Origin of the sequence: Mangrovibacillus cuniculi (genome assembly GCF_015482585.1) — a bacterium.
Lineage (GTDB): Bacteria > Bacillota > Bacilli > Bacillales > R1DC41 > Mangrovibacillus > Mangrovibacillus cuniculi.
Genome location: NZ_CP049742.1, coordinates 1,883,193 through 1,897,815, shown reverse-complemented (window position 1 = coordinate 1,897,815; position 14,623 = coordinate 1,883,193). Strand labels below are relative to the sequence as shown.

The window sequence follows — 14,623 nt, the reverse complement described above, 5'->3', positions numbered from 1 at the left end:
GGGAGAGGAGAAAAAATGAAAAATCAAGAACAAACCGGTATTGTCTTTGCAGCAGTCGCCTATATCTTATGGGGTGCGCTTCCTATATATTGGAAGCTTGTGGATCATGTAGGGTCATTTGAAATTTTAATGCATCGTGTATTTTGGTCTTTTTGGTTTATGCTTTTATTATTATTTATTATGAAGAAGCATCGCACATTTGTAAAAACCTTAAAATTAATGAAGACTCACCCTAAACAATTACTAGCTCTTTCCGCTGCATCTATTATAGTAACGTCTAATTGGTTCCTCTATATTTGGGCTGTGAATACGGATCAAATGGTGGAAGCGAGCCTAGGATATTACATTAATCCTTTAGTAAGTGTTATTTTAGGAGTAACTATTTTGAAAGAGAAGCTTAGTAAGCCGGCAATTCTATCTTTTATCCTAGCTGCTGTTGGGGTAAGCATTCTTACCTTCTCCTATGGAGTATTTCCTTGGGTGGCATTTACTTTAGCGATTACTTTTGGAGTTTACGGACTAGTAAAGAAAATGGTAAAAGTAGATGCAGAGATTGGTATGGCGTTAGAAACACTTACCTTAATGCCTATTGCCCTAGCATTTTTAGTTTACTTTGCTGGCAGTGGTCAAGGTGCCTTTGGAACTGACACGTTAATCACAACATTAATATTAATGGGAGCCGGTGCTGTAACCGCTACGCCTTTGCTGTTATTTACAAAAGGTGCACAGCGAATTCCGCTATATATGATCGGATTCTTGCAGTATATTGCGCCGACGCTCATGTTGATTTTAGGGATATTTGTTTATAAAGAGACGTTTACACCGGCTCATTTTATTGCCTTTACGTTTATTTGGTTAGCATTATCTGTATTGACTGTGGGAAGAACAAAATGGTTTAAAAGAAAAACAAAGACTCCTGTTCAGGCTGCATAAAAAAAGGTGCGTTTCATCAACGCACCTTTTTGGTGTTTATAAAAAGGATCTCTTCACTTTATGCCAGAAAGAGTTATCTTTTAATTTTACTGTTTTAATCTTCTGCTCACTTACTTTTAGATCAATAGAGTGTACATTTTTAACGCTCATTGCATCGTTGTCTAGCCCCATTGTAGGGTGATCATTACCATCTTGTACTACTTTTAAGGTTAATTTTCTATTTTCTCCAAGTAAGAACGAAGATCCAAGTGTCCTGTATCTATTTGTATTTAATGATGCTAATTCACTTACTTGAATACAAGGTAGCGTCGGATCAACCACAGCTCCATTTAATGACTTAGAGTATGCAGTAGAGCCTGTCGGTGTGGAAACAACCATACCATCACCACGGAACGTTTCAAAGTGGAAGTTATCAATAAAAACGTCAATAACAAACGTTTTAATAATACCAGAACGAATAGTAAATTCATTTAAACAAAGAAACGTACCTTCTTTGTCAACTGTAGCTTCTAATAAAGGATAACGTCTTACTTCAATTTGTTTTGTTGTCATCGCTTCAATCATTGTAGAAGTATCTTCTAATAAGAAGTCACAGTAAATGGAGAGGCTACCAGTTGTGGAGATACCTACGTATAAATTATCTTGTTTAAAGCCAGTCCGACGTACTGCTTCTAAGAATGTGCCATCGTCTCCAACGCTAATAATAATATTGGCGATAGTTGGATCAGTGACCACGTTAAAATCATAACGTTTTGCAAGTTCAAACAATGTCTCTAGTTTTTCTGTCTTTGAAGGATCAGGTCGGTAATAAAAATACATATTTCTTCTTTCCATTTGTATCCACCTCATTCTTTCTTTTGACTAACACATTTGATAAACTTACCTCTGTATCATTAGTTTACCAAATAAGTGAAACGAAACAAACTTTTAACCGTATCTATTGAAGGTAAGATAAGGAGGAGATATACATGAATAAGAAAAGATGGGGAGCCTTAGTAATCGCAGGAATTTTATTAGTAGGGTCTCTTGTTACAAATGCAGTCAGTCAAAGTGTTTTTAGTCAACAAAGTCAATCGTTTGAAGATTTATTAATGAACAGTGGTGATTGGGAACAAGTTGTTATTGAGGAAGGTACTCCAACAAAGTCTATCGCTCTTCTAACTGTAGACGGTGTTATCCAAGATACAAATGCCCCTTCTCAACTTTTTGAATCAGTTTCGTATAATCATGATCAATTTATCGAACAGCTGGAGCATATTGCTGAATCTGATGATTTTAAAGGCGCTGTAATATCCGTAAATACTCCTGGTGGAGGAGTAATGGAATCCGCTCAAATCCACAAAAAGATTCAAGAGGTTCAAAAAGCTGGTAAGCCAGTATACATCTCTATGGGTGCTATGGCAGCGTCAGGCGGTTATTACATAGCAGCTCCTGCTGACAAAATTTTTGCTAGTCAAGAAACACTAACTGGATCGCTAGGAGTTATTATGCAAAGCATTAATTTTGAAGGGTTAGCTGAAAAGTATGGAGTAGATTTTGTTACGATTAAGAGTGGACCTTATAAAGATATCATGAGTTCTTATCGTGAAATGACGGATGAAGAACGCAACATCCTTCAAGGGATGGTAGACCGTTCTTATGATGGATTTGTAAAGGTTATTTCAGAAGGGCGCGGTATGTCAGAACAAGATGTTAGACGAATTGCAGATGGACGAATTTATGATGGCTATCAAGCGAAAGAGTTAAATTTAATTGATGAGTTTGGTTACGAAGAAGATGCAATCCAAGCACTCAAAAAGGATCATAACTTAGGAGATGCCCAAGTAGTGAGTCTTTCCAAAGGTACTTCATTCGCCTCACTATTCCAAATGGGTGCAAAGAAAATGATAGGGGACGATTTAGGGTTAGTAGAAGCAATTCAAACTTTCTCAAATCCTAATGCTCCTCGATTAATGTACCTATATGCAGAGTAAGGAGGGAGATAATATGTCAGAAAAAGATATCTCATTACTAAACGAAGAAATTACCAAGGAAGCTCCAACTGTTGATAGTAAATCAGAAGCACCGATTATTATTGTAGGTAGAGAAGAAGATCAAGTGGATACTTTAGGTCAACATGTCTATTATGCAGGGTTTTGGATGCGTTTTTGGGCGTATTTGCTTGATTTAATTGTGATCTTTAGTATCCATGGCATTATAACAAAGCCTCTTTTAAGGATAGTTGGTGTAGATATTCCAGGTAACGGTTGGATTACACCTTATATGGTTGTTTCTGCTGTTGTGTTTTATGGATATTTTGTGCTGATGACAAAGTGGAAAGGTCAAACTCTTGGGAAAATGGTGTTCGGACTACGTGTAATATCCATTAAGGAACCGAGTGAAAACTTATCATGGAGCACGGTTATTTTTAGGGAATGGATAGGCCGGTTTATTTCTGCAACATTGTTATTTCTATATTTATTTGTTGCAGTTCTCCCAAGAAAGCAAGGAATTCATGACTTATTCGTAGATACAACTGTTATACATGAAAATGTGGTTCCTGTAACGATAGAAAAACCCCATAATGCGTAAAAATAAAACCTGTGAAAACAGGTTTTATTTTTTTATTATTTGACCATACTGAATGGGACTATAGGGTATGGGGGTAATGATATGATCTGGGTGGGAGTGGTTTTATGTATTTTCGTCCTGATCTTTCTCGTTATTTATTTTACGACATTGACGATTTTAATCAGAGTTCATAAAAGTGATAAACGAAACGAGGCAATTTTTATATTTAAATGTTGGAATGGTTTAATTCGTTATGAAATCAAGATTCCATTTTTAAAAATAGATGATGACGGACCTAACGTTGTTTTCGAGGAAGATAAAAAAAGTGGGAATAATCCAAAGAAAGAAAAGAAAGAAACTAAAAAAGTTACACCTGAAGAAGTTACTGACTCATTTTCTGATATGAAAACTCTCTTAGAGCATATTAAAGCAATGCACAAAATTATCTCTAGTTTTATGGCAACAATTAAAATAAGAAATTTTAAATGGGAAACCATGTTTGCAACTGGTGATGCAGCAAGGACAGGAATTGCGACCGGCTTAATGTGGACGACAAAGACTACATTCATAAGCGTTATTTCTACTATCTTTCGATTGATGAACAAACCGGTTATTCATGTTCAACCAGTTTTTCAAGGAAAAGGATTAGAGTCAAGACTTTCATGTATGGTTCAATTTCGAATCGGTAATGCTATGAAGGCAGGATTTAAAATGATTCGATATTGGAGAGGTGGCAAAGCGACGTTTAAAACATTGCCACTATCTAAATTAAGCTCAACAAAGAAGAATGAAACTATGAATTAGAAATGGAGATGTAAAAATGAACGAACATCCTATCCAAGGCTTAATGAACACAGCAATGCAAAGCTTAAAAGACATGATTGATGTGAATACAATTATTGGAGATCCAGTTGAAACACCAGATGGAAGTGTTATTTTAACTGTTTCTAAAGTAGGTTTTGGATTCGCTGCTGGTGGTAGTGAGTTTAAAATGGATTCAAAAAGTCAGGACAATCACGGACCTGGGCAACATGAAGATGAGTATGCGCTACCATTTGGTGGAGGTAGCGGAGGAGGAGTGTCGATTACTCCAATCGCATTTCTTATCGTTGGAACTCATGGTGTCAAGATGCTTCATCTAGATGAACAGACTCATCTGTTAGAAAAAATATTAGACTTAGCTCCGGGTGCTGTGGATAAAATTCAGCAAATTTTAAAGAAAAATAATCATGGTGACAATGAAAATAAGAATGTAGATTACAATCAAAATCATCAGCATAATAGGCAAGACTTCGGTGTCTAAGGATACATAGACATAAGATGTGTTATGCAAAAAGGTTGTCGACATACCGGCAGCCTTTTTAAGATTTGTTAATAAAAGTGTTTTACTGGTACGTTGATAAATTATTCGGTATGATGATAGAGAATGTAAGTACTATAAGGAGGTAGTAAAATGGCAACTATTACGTTTAAGAACAACCCTGTAACTCTGTTAGGTAATGAAGTAAAAGTTGGAGACAAAGCACCAAACTTCACTGTATTAGCTAATGACTTATCTGAGGTGACTCTAGACTCTAGTAAAGGAAAAACTAGATTAATTTCTGTTGTACCATCTATTGATACTGGAGTATGTGATCAACAAACTCGTAAATTTAACGAAGAATTAAGCTCAGTAGAAAATGTGGAGGTACTAACTATTTCTGTAGACCTTCCATTTGCTCAAAAACGTTGGTGCGCATCAAATGGTCTAGAAAACGTACATACACTATCTGATCACCGTTCTTTATCGTTCGGAGAAGCTTATGGAGTACATATTCAAGAACTTCGTTTATTAGCTCGTGCTGTATTTGTTGTGAATGCAAATGATGAAGTTACATATGTAGAATATGTATCCGAAGCAACAAATCACCCTAATTACGAAGCTGCTGTGGAAGCAGTGAAGAATGCGTAATTAACACTTCTTTGTTCGAGCTGTCCGGAAATGTTATACTTCTGGATGGCTTCTTTTGTTTGTTACGCCAAGTAGCCAGTAATTATTATAAGACCTTATAGTATTTCTATAGATTAACGTATTAGTAGTGGAGGACAATATGACATCATCAATTACACAAATGGAACATTTATTTCAAGTTTTTAATGAAACCACTGTTCTATTACAAAATGAATTACAATGTACCTATTTAGAAGCGCTTGCGGAAACTGGAGAAAACATGTTTCAAGGAAGCATATTACAAGACGAGGTAAGTGAGATAGGTCGAAAACAATTAGAAAAGTCTTACCAAACAGTTAAAATAGATATTATTGATAAAAGTATCATTCGTAAAAGTTTTCAACTTGCAGTCCTAAAAGGAATGAAGGAACATGTTCAACCAAACCATCAAATGACGCCTGATTCCATTGGTTTGTTACTAGGATACTTAACTAATCGATTTACTACTAACTTGGAAACGGTGCGTTTGCTAGACCCTGTAGTTGGAACGGGAAATCTAGTAGTTTCTTTGCTAGAACAATGGAGTGACCGTAGCCAACAAGTTCACGCTGTTGGAATTGATTTAGACGAAGTGCTTCTTCAATTAGCCTACGTAATGGCTAATTTATGCCAACAACCAGTTGAATTAGTAGCTCAAGATACATTAGAAAACTGGTTTATTGATCCAGTTGATTTAGTAGTTGCAGATTTGCCAGTTGGGTATTACCCCAATGATGAAAAAGCAAAAGAATTTACCTTGAAATCAACAAAAGGACATTCCTATGCTCATCATCTGATTATGGAACAGTCCATGCGCCATACCAAAGAAGGTGGCTATCTATTTTTCCTTGTGCCTAACACTTTATTTGAAAGCGAAGAAGCAAAAAAACTGCAAGAGTATCTTCATCATGAAGGACACATTCAAGCGTTTATGCAACTACCACAGACATTATTTACTTCTGAGGCTACTGCCAAAAGTTTGTTAGTCATTCAGAAAAAAGGGGAAGCAATTCAAGCTCCGCAAGAAGTTCTGTTAGCAAAAGTACCGTCTCTTTCTAACCAAACAGCCATGCAACGCTTCTTAGCAGATGTAGAAAATTGGTTCCAGCAATCTAAGCAGTGAGGTTTTTAGGATACTATGTACTATCGATTGATAAAAATCAGAAGAAGGCGCATTCTAATTTAGAGTGCGTCATTTTTATTGTATAATTCAGAAAATAAACACTTATTAAAGGAAGCGTTATCATAACAAGGTCTGTCTTGAAATGGGTAACACTCAATGATTAAATGGTTAGTTGAGAGATAAAATAGTTTTGAACGATATAGATGCATGATGCAAAAGAAGGAGCGAAACACAACATGTCTAAAATTATTGCTATTAACGCAGGAAGCTCTTCACTTAAATTCCAGCTTTTCAATATGCCTGAAGAGTCCGTTATTACAAAAGGACTAATTGAACGTATTGGCTTAAACGATGCGGTATTTAGTATCTCTGTGAACGGAGAAAAGCAAGAAGAAGTAACAGACATCCCGGATCACACTGTGGCTGTTTCATTATTATTAGATAAGCTAGTTACAGCGGGTATTATTTCCTCTTTAAATGAAATCGAAGGAATTGGTCACCGTGTTGTACATGGCGGGGAAAAATTCAATGACTCAGAATTAATTACAGACGAAGTATTAGAGCAAATCAAAGAGTTATCTGACCTTGCTCCTCTTCATAATCCAGCAAACGTTACAGGAATTGAAGCGTTCCAAGCGGTTCTTCCTAACGTTCCTGCAGTTGCAGTATTTGATACAGCTTTCCACCAATCTATGCCAGAAAGCTCATTCTTATATTCTTTACCGTACTCTTTCTACAAAGAATTAGGTATTCGTAAATATGGATTCCACGGTACTTCTCATAAGTACATTTCTGAGCGCGCAGCAGAGTTATTAGGTCGTCCAAAAGAACAAATTCGTTTAATTTCATGCCACCTTGGTAATGGAGCATCAATTGCTGCAATCGAAGGTGGAAAATCTATTGATACTTCAATGGGATTCACTCCTTTAGCAGGTGTAACAATGGGTACTCGTTCTGGTAACATCGATCCTGCATTAATTCCATTCATTATGGAGAAAACAGGGAAGAACGCTGACGAAGTATTAAACGTATTGAACAAAGAATCAGGAATGTTAGGTGTTTCTGGTTTCTCAAGCGATCTACGTGACATTACAGAAGAAGCAGGAAAAGGGAACGAGCGTGCAGAGTTAGCACTTGAAGTATTTGCTAACCGTATTCACAAATACATCGGTTCTTATGCTGCTCGTATGAACGGTGTAGACGCAATCGTGTTTACTGCTGGTATTGGTGAAAACAGTATTGTTGTTCGTGAAAAAGTTCTAAAAGGATTAGAGTTCATGGGAATCTATTGGGATCCAGCTCTTAATAATATCCGCGGGGAAGAAGCATTCATCAGCTATCCTCATTCACCTGTTAAAGTTTTAGTAATACCTACAAATGAAGAAGTAATGATTGCTCGCGATACTATGGACAAAGCTTCTCTATAATTACCTTAGGCTGCCTAGATTTTCTGGGCAGTTTTTTGTTACGTGACGTAACAACTCATCGTTAGCCACGTGACGTGGCTTGTAATTAGATGAGTCTCCTTACCTAACGTAATCAAATAGTGCAAAAGCAGAAAAAGAGGCCAAGGGTCCTTTAATCCACCAAAGTTGCCATTATTCCAACACCAAACCAAAACATATATGCGTCCAATCACCCATTTAAAAAGGGTTTCTCTCATTTATATCGAATTAGAGAAGGGAGACGATATGTTAGGAGGATTCAAATGGAGTGGACGATAGAGGACCAAAAGAATTGGAATAACTTGAAGAAATGGGAAGAATCCCTTTATGAATATGAAAAGAATGATTTTGAAAGGATTTACGAGACAGTCATACAACAAGTGATTGAGCGAGTACCGGAACATATTAAGAAAGAAATTTTCTCTAAGATGGACACATGGATGTTTTATTTACATTCGTATATCCAAGGAAGTCAATATCAACAAGATGCAAAAGCTCGAATCATTCAAGCTGCAAAAATTTTCGATTCTAGTGTAGAGAATATTGAAGATCTTCAACGACTGCCAATCCATCAGTTGCAGTATATTAGAGACCAACAAGTATCTAGGCTACGTTTATACTCTTTAGTGCAAGGTTCTGTTACAGGAACTGGAGATGTACTTGCTCTATTAAGTGATGTGCCAGCAATGATGATTATTAATCTCCGAGCAATTCAACTAACTGCTATGTGTTATGGCGTTAATCCACAGTCTCCTTTTGACATGTCAGCCTCCCTACAGGTGTTTCATGCAGGAACTTTGTCCAAGCGTCATTGTGGTTCTGCTTGGAAAGAATTAGTGGAAGAAGCGGAGAAAGTTGATCATCCATATCTTTATGATGGCCCAGAAGTAATTGCAGATGAAACTTGGTTTGAAAAGCCAATTAAGCAAATCATTAAGAGTTATGGCATCTTCTTGTTCCGTCACCAGCAAGTATCTGGTGCACCTCTTTTATCCATGATGATAGGTGCAACAAGTAATTATCAGTTCACTAGAAATGTTACTGATTTTGCAAAACATTACTATGAATTTAGATATTTACTACAAAAGAAAAAAGCTTTGTTACCTGATTCGGTACCAAAGCCATAAGTCATTTACGATGGAAGCTAAATTCGACAAAGCATCGTTCCATTCACAAGCTTTTTTGAATGATTCTTCTTTCGATAGATATTCTTGTATTCTTTCCATTTTTTGATCCAATGACTTAATTTTAGTAGGGATTTTACCTCTTTCTGTTTCCCAAAATACTTCTATAGCCTTTGTTTCATCATTAGATAATTTTTCCCATGGAATAGTTTTTAATGGTACATGGAGGTCAAGGCGTTGATCATAAACAAAATACTTTTCCATTCTTTACTCCTTTCTGTATAGGAAATGCCTTCTTTTCTCATAATAAGGTGACCAATTATAGGGAGGATGAGAAACATGAAAAAGCGCGAACCAAAAGAATTTTTAACGTACAACGAGCAAGGTGCAGAAGAAACAAGTCGTCAAATTATGGACTCTTACAGCTCTGGAATGGTGCAAGAACCACTTCATGCAGAAGAAAAAAATATGAATGACCTTCATTAAAAAGACAACTTCCAAGGGTGAATAACTCTTGGAAGTTCTTTTGTTTTATCATGTGGTATATGAAATCCTCTAAACAATCTTCGCTATGCACTTACTACATTCTTTTCTGCAAGCCTAAGTTCATTCCTCTTCCCAATTAGATAAAAAGTAAAAGTAATAATAAAGGTTACAAATCCTGGTGAAATAGAATCCGGAAGTAAAATATAAACAACCGCTCCGAATAATAAAGAGAAGACGGAAATCCTTTTAGTTGGTACGTTAGTTGTTAATTGTAATACTTCTTGCTCTGTTAGACGTAGTCTTTTTACAATGCTATATTGGGCAACAATTATTGCGGATACTGGTATGATAACATATCCGAATAATTGAATAATTCCTTGTGCTTCTGTAACAAGAGGAGTATATAAGCTTGTTAACGTAGCAATTATTCCGAAAACAGCTGCAGATGTCATTCGACCAATTTGTGGAAAAATATTCAATAAACTGAAACTTCCAGTGTATGCATTACTAAGGTTAATGGATACCATGGATAATACGGCATAACATCCCAATATTATAATTATCCAAACTGAAGTAGCCTCATCAATTAGGGAAACAAATGGATTGCTAGTTTGATACACCGTTGCACATAAAATTGCGATGACTGCAGTTATCGCAAATCCTATGATATTCCCAATTCCTACTCCAACGGCCCCTTGAGTGGGACTTTTTGCATATCTAGTAATGTCAGAGGAAGCACTTACTCCTGATACATATTGAACAAAAGTCAGACCGACATACAACATAAACATAGACCATGAAAAAGGACCTTCTGAAGCTGAGACAGAAGTTTGGTAGGAAGGAACTAATAAGAATAACATTAAGAGTTGCCCAGTCAATAATAAAGGTAAAAATAATTTTATAGCATTTTTTACTGCATGAAATCCAACAACGGCAAGCACGGACATAATAATCGCTAGTAGAAGAGCAATTGGGATGAAGGGAGCTTTTTTTCCTAATACGATCTCCGTAATAGATTGAATGACATATGTACCACCAATTGTTTGAACACTAAACCAGTATAAAGATGTGATAGATCTAACTGGAGACGCAAAGAAACGAGAAAGCTTAGTACCAAGGAGTAATCGCATTACATATTGTGCTGGTAAACCTAAACGAGAACCAGGTAGAGTTAATAAAGAAACTAGGATAAATGCTAGTGTAGCTCCAATAAAAGTAGAGCCAAAAGCTGCTAATGGAGAAAGGCCTCCATGAAGAACTGCTAAAGCAGGTAATAAGAAATTTCCAGTATTGGCTGAAAAGGATAGTTGCATAATTGCGTATTCGAGCCAAGAAGTAGTTTTTTGTTCTTGAGGCACACGTTCTAGTCCTATTTTTTCTAGTAAAGCTGTTGCCATATTGTGACCTCCTTTTCCTTCACATTTACTTATTTTAAACTAGGGAGGTCCATTTGCGTAAGGGACTAAATAGAAACTTTTGTGAAAACGATTACAAAATTTTATTCCGTTATCGATTTTTTTAATTCATAGTGTTATAGTAAAGATTGAATTTTGACGAAATGAGGGATTCTTCATGCGTATTGGAGTACCAACTGAAATTAAAAATAATGAAAACCGCGTGGCAATGACGCCAGCTGGTGTAGTAAACCTAGTTCGTTCTGGTCACGAAGTATATATTGAAAGTGGAGCTGGATTAGGTTCTGGCTTTACAGACGAAACGTATGTAGCAGCTGGAGCTAAAATAGTTGATACAGCTCAAGAAGCTTGGTCCATGGATATGGTAATGAAGGTAAAAGAGCCATTAAAGAGTGAATATGAATATTTCCGTGAAGGATTAATTTTATTTACCTACCTTCATTTAGCAGCAGAGCCTGAGTTAACAAAAGCTCTAATTGAGAAAAAGGTTATTGGTATTGCTTATGAGACTGTTCAAGTTGGTAATGCGTTGCCTCTTCTAACGCCTATGAGTGAAGTCGCTGGTCGTATGTCAACGCAAATCGGAGCGCAGTTCTTAGAAAAAATCCATGGTGGAAAAGGAATTTTACTTGGAGGAGTTCCAGGTGTTCAGCGTGGAAAAGTTACGATTATTGGTGGGGGAGTTGCAGGTACAAATGCTGCAAAAATGGCTGTTGGTCTAGGTGCAGATGTTACTATTCTAGATTTAAGCCCAGATCGCTTACGTCAGTTAGATGATTTGTTTGGGAAAGATGTTACTACTTTAATGTCTAACCCTTTAAATATCGAACAAGCTGTTAAGCAATCCGATCTTGTGATTGGGGCTGTACTGATTCCAGGTGCAAAGGCGCCAAAACTTGTAACAGAAGATCTTATTAAGCAAATGACTCCAGGATCAGTTGTAGTAGATATTGCTATTGACCAAGGTGGTATTTTTGCGACAACGGATAAGATTACAACGCATGATGATCCTACTTATGTAAAGCATGGGGTAGTGCATTATGCTGTAGCGAATATGCCAGGAGCAGTGCCTCGTACGTCTACGATTGCTTTGACGAACGTAACGGTTCCTTATGCTGTTCAAATTGCATCTAAGGGATATGTTGAAGCGCTTCGTTCTAATGCGGCGTTGTTAAAAGGGTTGAATACGATAAATGGATATGTAACATATCAAGCGGTGGCGGAAGCTCATGATTTATCTTATGCGGATGCTTTAACTCAATTACAACAGGTTTAACACTTATTTAAGTTAGAAAAAATTGAGATAAAGCAGCGTAGTGACTGCAAGGGGATTTCCGCTCCAGGGGGGACGCGTTCCGCGGGGCGGTGCCGAGCCTCCTCGTCGCTAAAGAACGCGCTCCTGTGGGGTCTCGGCTTACCGCTTTTATCCCGCCGGAGTCGCCCCCCTTCCGCTCCAATCCCTAAATAAATTTTTAAGACTTAACGTTATATCTGCAGAAATATGATTTTCATTTTTTAAAAAATCAAAAGCAGGTGCATTCATGATGAATCGCACCTGCTTTTGGTTTTTATACCTATTTTTTTATAATCCTAAGAGATCTATACCAACTTCTTCGGATATTTTGTTAAGATCTCTATGCCGCCCTTTGTTATTAGGATGTCGTCCTCGATTCTTACTCCTGCTACTCCCGGGACATAGATTCCTGGTTCTACTGTTAAAACCATTCCCTCTTCTAGTACTAATTCGTTTGTTGATGTTAATGATGGATACTCATGGACGCTTATACCTAGGCCGTGGCCAAGGCGATGTGGGAAGTAGTCTCCGTAGCCCGCTTTTGCAATGTGTTCTCTTGCAACTAGATCAAGATCTTTTGCCTTCACTCCAGGTTTAGCTATGGCTAGTGCTTTTTCTAGGGCTTCTAGCACAACAGTGTAAATTTCTCGTTGTTTTTCATTTATCTCACCAAAGGGAAGCGTTCTTGTGATGTCAGAGCAATATCCTTTGTACACAACTCCAAGGTCAAATAAGACTAAGTCTCCATTTTTAATTTCTGTGGTCCCAGGAACACCATGTGGAGACGCCGCGTTGGCTCCAGTTAGAACCATTGTAGAGAAGCTCATTTTGTTAATTCCTTTTTTCTTTAATTCATATTCTACCAGTCCAAGAATATCCATTTCTGTTTTACCTTCTGCTAATGCATTTGCTCCTACTTCAATTGCGTAGTCTGCTAGAGCAGCTGCTTCACGTAAATACGACAACTCTTCTTGATCTTTTTTCATACGAAGGATGTTTATTAATTCATCAGAAGAGTATACATTAGTCCAGCTTAATACTTCTTGTAAACGTAGATAGCGTTCAGCGGAGAGTTGCGATAATTCTAAAGAGACAGTTTGGACTGGTACTGTTAATTCAGATGGTAATGCATTTACTAACAATTCAATAGAGTCTTCTGTATCGGAATAACCAATTATGGGTCCAGTAAACCCAACATTTTTTACATCTTCTATTTCCATTGATGGGCACACGAAGTACACTTCATTGCTCGTAACCACTAATGCATTGAGACGTTCATGGGGATCATTTAAGAATCCAGTAAAATAGAATACGGATTCTTTTGATGTAATGATGGATAAATCAACTTTTCTTTCTGTCATCCAATTTCGCAATTTAGTAATTCGGTTTGTTTTCATCATTTTTCCTCCAGGTACCTTTTTTTCTACACTATCAAGCTTTTCATCTGATGTAAACCGATTTCACATGCATATCAAGTGTAGATCATCCTACTTTAGGATAAGATAGATGAGTGAATTATCAAATTTTTTAGGGGGAAACGGTATGAAGGTATCTTTTCATGGACATTCAGTAGTACAAGTCGAAGTAAAAGGAAAGAAGTTGCTTTTCGATCCATTTATTACAGGTAATCCACAAACAGATTTAGTTGCTGATACTGTGGAAGCAGATTATATTCTTTTAACGCATGGCCATAATGACCATGTTGGTGACACCATGGCTATTGCTAAGAGAACTGGCGCAACGGTGATTGCTTGTCATGAACTTGCTACTTATTTAGGAAGACAAGGATTAACAACTCATGGTATGTCTATCGGCGGAGGTTATCATTTTGAGTTTGGTAGAGTAACACTTACTCAAGCTTTTCATGGAAGTGGTTATGAAACCGAAGATGGCCAAATTTTATATATGGGAATGCCTGCAGGAATTATTGTAGAGTCAGAAGGGAAAACGGTCTACCACGCTGGAGATACTGGATTATTTACAGATATGAAATGGTTAGGAGAACGTCATTCTATTGATGTTGCATTCTTACCTATAGGAGATAATTATACAATGGGGCCAGAGGATGCGATGACCGCTGCGAAGTGGTTAAATGCGAAAAAGGTGGTTCCTATGCATTACAATACCTTCCCGCCAATCCAACAAGACCCACAAAATTACGTTTCTTCTTTACCAGAAGGAGTTGGCGTTGTATTAGAAGCTGGACAAGCTTTAGAACTTTAAGCATGAACCTTCCTTGTGTTGCATAGGTTGTTGTATAGGATCTTATGGGACAAGGGGGTAT

Annotated in this window: 16 protein-coding genes; 12 read left to right on the top strand and 4 right to left on the bottom strand. The window is 37.2% G+C overall.

Going from position 1 to position 14,623, the window contains the following annotated elements:
- Nucleotides 1–15 precede the first annotated feature (15 nt).
- The gene (gene rarD / locus G8O30_RS09765; protein ID WP_239671899.1) at nt 16–933 is read left to right on the top strand and encodes an EamA family transporter RarD; all 918 of its coding nucleotides are present in this window, start codon (nt 16–18) and stop codon (nt 931–933) included.
- A gap of 36 nt (nt 934–969) precedes the next feature.
- Here the strand turns inward: rarD and G8O30_RS09760 are convergent, their stop codons facing one another.
- A complete protein-coding gene (locus G8O30_RS09760) occupies nt 970–1,767 on the bottom strand; it encodes an NAD kinase (protein ID WP_275576480.1) in 798 nt (265 codons plus the stop codon).
- Nucleotides 1,768–1,901: 134 nt separating this feature from the next.
- Here G8O30_RS09760 and sppA point away from each other — a divergent pair, with 134 nt between their 5' ends.
- The 8 genes from sppA to G8O30_RS09720 all read left to right on the top strand — a co-directional run bounded on the left by sppA (nt 1,902) and on the right by G8O30_RS09720 (nt 9,147).
- Nucleotides 1,902–2,906, top strand: a complete 1,005-nt coding sequence (sppA, locus tag G8O30_RS09755) for a signal peptide peptidase SppA (protein ID WP_239671898.1) — start codon at nt 1,902–1,904, stop codon at nt 2,904–2,906.
- A 13-nt stretch (nt 2,907–2,919) separates the two neighbouring features.
- Entirely contained in the window at nt 2,920–3,504 is a 585-nt protein-coding gene (locus G8O30_RS09750) for an RDD family protein (protein ID WP_239671897.1), read from the top strand.
- Nucleotides 3,505–3,585: 81 nt separating this feature from the next.
- Entirely contained in the window at nt 3,586–4,287 is a 702-nt protein-coding gene (locus tag G8O30_RS09745) for a DUF2953 domain-containing protein (protein ID WP_239671896.1), read from the top strand.
- A 16-nt stretch (nt 4,288–4,303) separates the two neighbouring features.
- Nucleotides 4,304–4,786, top strand: coding sequence for a GerW family sporulation protein (ytfJ, locus tag G8O30_RS09740; RefSeq protein WP_239671895.1), 483 nt, complete (start codon nt 4,304–4,306; stop codon nt 4,784–4,786).
- A gap of 150 nt (nt 4,787–4,936) precedes the next feature.
- The gene (tpx, locus tag G8O30_RS09735) at nt 4,937–5,434 is read left to right on the top strand and encodes a thiol peroxidase (RefSeq protein ID WP_239671894.1); all 498 of its coding nucleotides are present in this window, start codon (nt 4,937–4,939) and stop codon (nt 5,432–5,434) included.
- Nucleotides 5,435–5,573: 139 nt separating this feature from the next.
- A complete protein-coding gene (locus tag G8O30_RS09730; RefSeq protein ID WP_239671893.1) occupies nt 5,574–6,575 on the top strand; it encodes a class I SAM-dependent methyltransferase in 1,002 nt (333 codons plus the stop codon).
- Nucleotides 6,576–6,811: 236 nt separating this feature from the next.
- A complete protein-coding gene (locus G8O30_RS09725; protein ID WP_239671892.1) occupies nt 6,812–8,002 on the top strand; it encodes an acetate kinase in 1,191 nt (396 codons plus the stop codon).
- Nucleotides 8,003–8,283: 281 nt separating this feature from the next.
- The gene (locus G8O30_RS09720; RefSeq protein ID WP_239671891.1) at nt 8,284–9,147 is read left to right on the top strand and encodes an EcsC family protein; all 864 of its coding nucleotides are present in this window, start codon (nt 8,284–8,286) and stop codon (nt 9,145–9,147) included.
- Here G8O30_RS09720 and G8O30_RS09715 read toward each other — a convergent pair.
- Nucleotides 9,121–9,408 carry a hypothetical protein gene (locus G8O30_RS09715; RefSeq protein WP_239671890.1) on the bottom strand — a complete coding sequence of 96 codons (288 nt, stop codon included), beginning with the start codon at nt 9,406–9,408 and terminating at the stop codon, nt 9,121–9,123. The two genes, G8O30_RS09720 and G8O30_RS09715, sit on opposite strands and share 27 nt — an antisense overlap.
- A 75-nt stretch (nt 9,409–9,483) precedes the next feature.
- Between G8O30_RS09715 and G8O30_RS09710 the strand changes: the two genes are divergently transcribed.
- Nucleotides 9,484–9,630 (top strand): hypothetical protein, encoded by a 147-nt coding sequence (locus G8O30_RS09710; protein ID WP_239671889.1) that lies wholly within the window; start codon nt 9,484–9,486, stop codon nt 9,628–9,630.
- An 83-nt stretch (nt 9,631–9,713) separates the two neighbouring features.
- Here the strand turns inward: G8O30_RS09710 and G8O30_RS09705 are convergent, their stop codons facing one another.
- Nucleotides 9,714–11,027, bottom strand: a complete 1,314-nt coding sequence (locus tag G8O30_RS09705; RefSeq protein WP_239671888.1) for a cytosine permease — start codon at nt 11,025–11,027, stop codon at nt 9,714–9,716.
- Between the two features lie 175 nt (nt 11,028–11,202).
- Here G8O30_RS09705 and ald point away from each other — a divergent pair, with 175 nt between their 5' ends.
- Nucleotides 11,203–12,321, top strand: a complete 1,119-nt coding sequence (gene ald, locus G8O30_RS09700) for an alanine dehydrogenase (RefSeq protein WP_239671887.1) — start codon at nt 11,203–11,205, stop codon at nt 12,319–12,321.
- A gap of 323 nt (nt 12,322–12,644) precedes the next feature.
- On the opposite strand, the gene G8O30_RS09695 is transcribed toward ald, so the two are convergent.
- Nucleotides 12,645–13,736, bottom strand: a complete 1,092-nt coding sequence (locus tag G8O30_RS09695) for a M24 family metallopeptidase (RefSeq protein WP_239674534.1) — start codon at nt 13,734–13,736, stop codon at nt 12,645–12,647.
- A 145-nt stretch (nt 13,737–13,881) separates the two neighbouring features.
- Between G8O30_RS09695 and G8O30_RS09690 the strand changes: the two genes are divergently transcribed.
- Nucleotides 13,882–14,562 (top strand): metal-dependent hydrolase, encoded by a 681-nt coding sequence (locus G8O30_RS09690; protein ID WP_239671886.1) that lies wholly within the window; start codon nt 13,882–13,884, stop codon nt 14,560–14,562.
- Nucleotides 14,563–14,623: the final 61 nt, after the last annotated feature.

Excerpts from the sequence above, each read along its gene's own strand:
- rarD (WP_239671899.1), top strand. The coding sequence starts at position 16 with ATGAAAAATCAAGAACAAACCGGTATTGTCTTTGCAGCAGTCGCCTAT.
- G8O30_RS09760 (WP_275576480.1), bottom strand. The coding sequence starts at position 1,767 with ATGGAAAGAAGAAATATGTATTTTTATTACCGACCTGATCCTTCAAAG.
- sppA (WP_239671898.1), top strand. The coding sequence starts at position 1,902 with ATGAATAAGAAAAGATGGGGAGCCTTAGTAATCGCAGGAATTTTATTA.
- G8O30_RS09750 (WP_239671897.1), top strand. The coding sequence starts at position 2,920 with ATGTCAGAAAAAGATATCTCATTACTAAACGAAGAAATTACCAAGGAA.
- G8O30_RS09745 (WP_239671896.1), top strand. The coding sequence starts at position 3,586 with ATGATCTGGGTGGGAGTGGTTTTATGTATTTTCGTCCTGATCTTTCTC.
- ytfJ (WP_239671895.1), top strand. The coding sequence starts at position 4,304 with ATGAACGAACATCCTATCCAAGGCTTAATGAACACAGCAATGCAAAGC.
- tpx (WP_239671894.1), top strand. The coding sequence starts at position 4,937 with ATGGCAACTATTACGTTTAAGAACAACCCTGTAACTCTGTTAGGTAAT.
- G8O30_RS09730 (WP_239671893.1), top strand. The coding sequence starts at position 5,574 with ATGACATCATCAATTACACAAATGGAACATTTATTTCAAGTTTTTAAT.
- G8O30_RS09725 (WP_239671892.1), top strand. The coding sequence starts at position 6,812 with ATGTCTAAAATTATTGCTATTAACGCAGGAAGCTCTTCACTTAAATTC.
- G8O30_RS09720 (WP_239671891.1), top strand. The coding sequence starts at position 8,284 with ATGGAGTGGACGATAGAGGACCAAAAGAATTGGAATAACTTGAAGAAA.
- G8O30_RS09715 (WP_239671890.1), bottom strand. The coding sequence starts at position 9,408 with ATGGAAAAGTATTTTGTTTATGATCAACGCCTTGACCTCCATGTACCA.
- G8O30_RS09710 (WP_239671889.1), top strand. The coding sequence starts at position 9,484 with ATGAAAAAGCGCGAACCAAAAGAATTTTTAACGTACAACGAGCAAGGT.
- G8O30_RS09705 (WP_239671888.1), bottom strand. The coding sequence starts at position 11,027 with ATGGCAACAGCTTTACTAGAAAAAATAGGACTAGAACGTGTGCCTCAA.
- ald (WP_239671887.1), top strand. The coding sequence starts at position 11,203 with ATGCGTATTGGAGTACCAACTGAAATTAAAAATAATGAAAACCGCGTG.
- G8O30_RS09695 (WP_239674534.1), bottom strand. The coding sequence starts at position 13,736 with ATGAAAACAAACCGAATTACTAAATTGCGAAATTGGATGACAGAAAGA.
- G8O30_RS09690 (WP_239671886.1), top strand. The coding sequence starts at position 13,882 with ATGAAGGTATCTTTTCATGGACATTCAGTAGTACAAGTCGAAGTAAAA.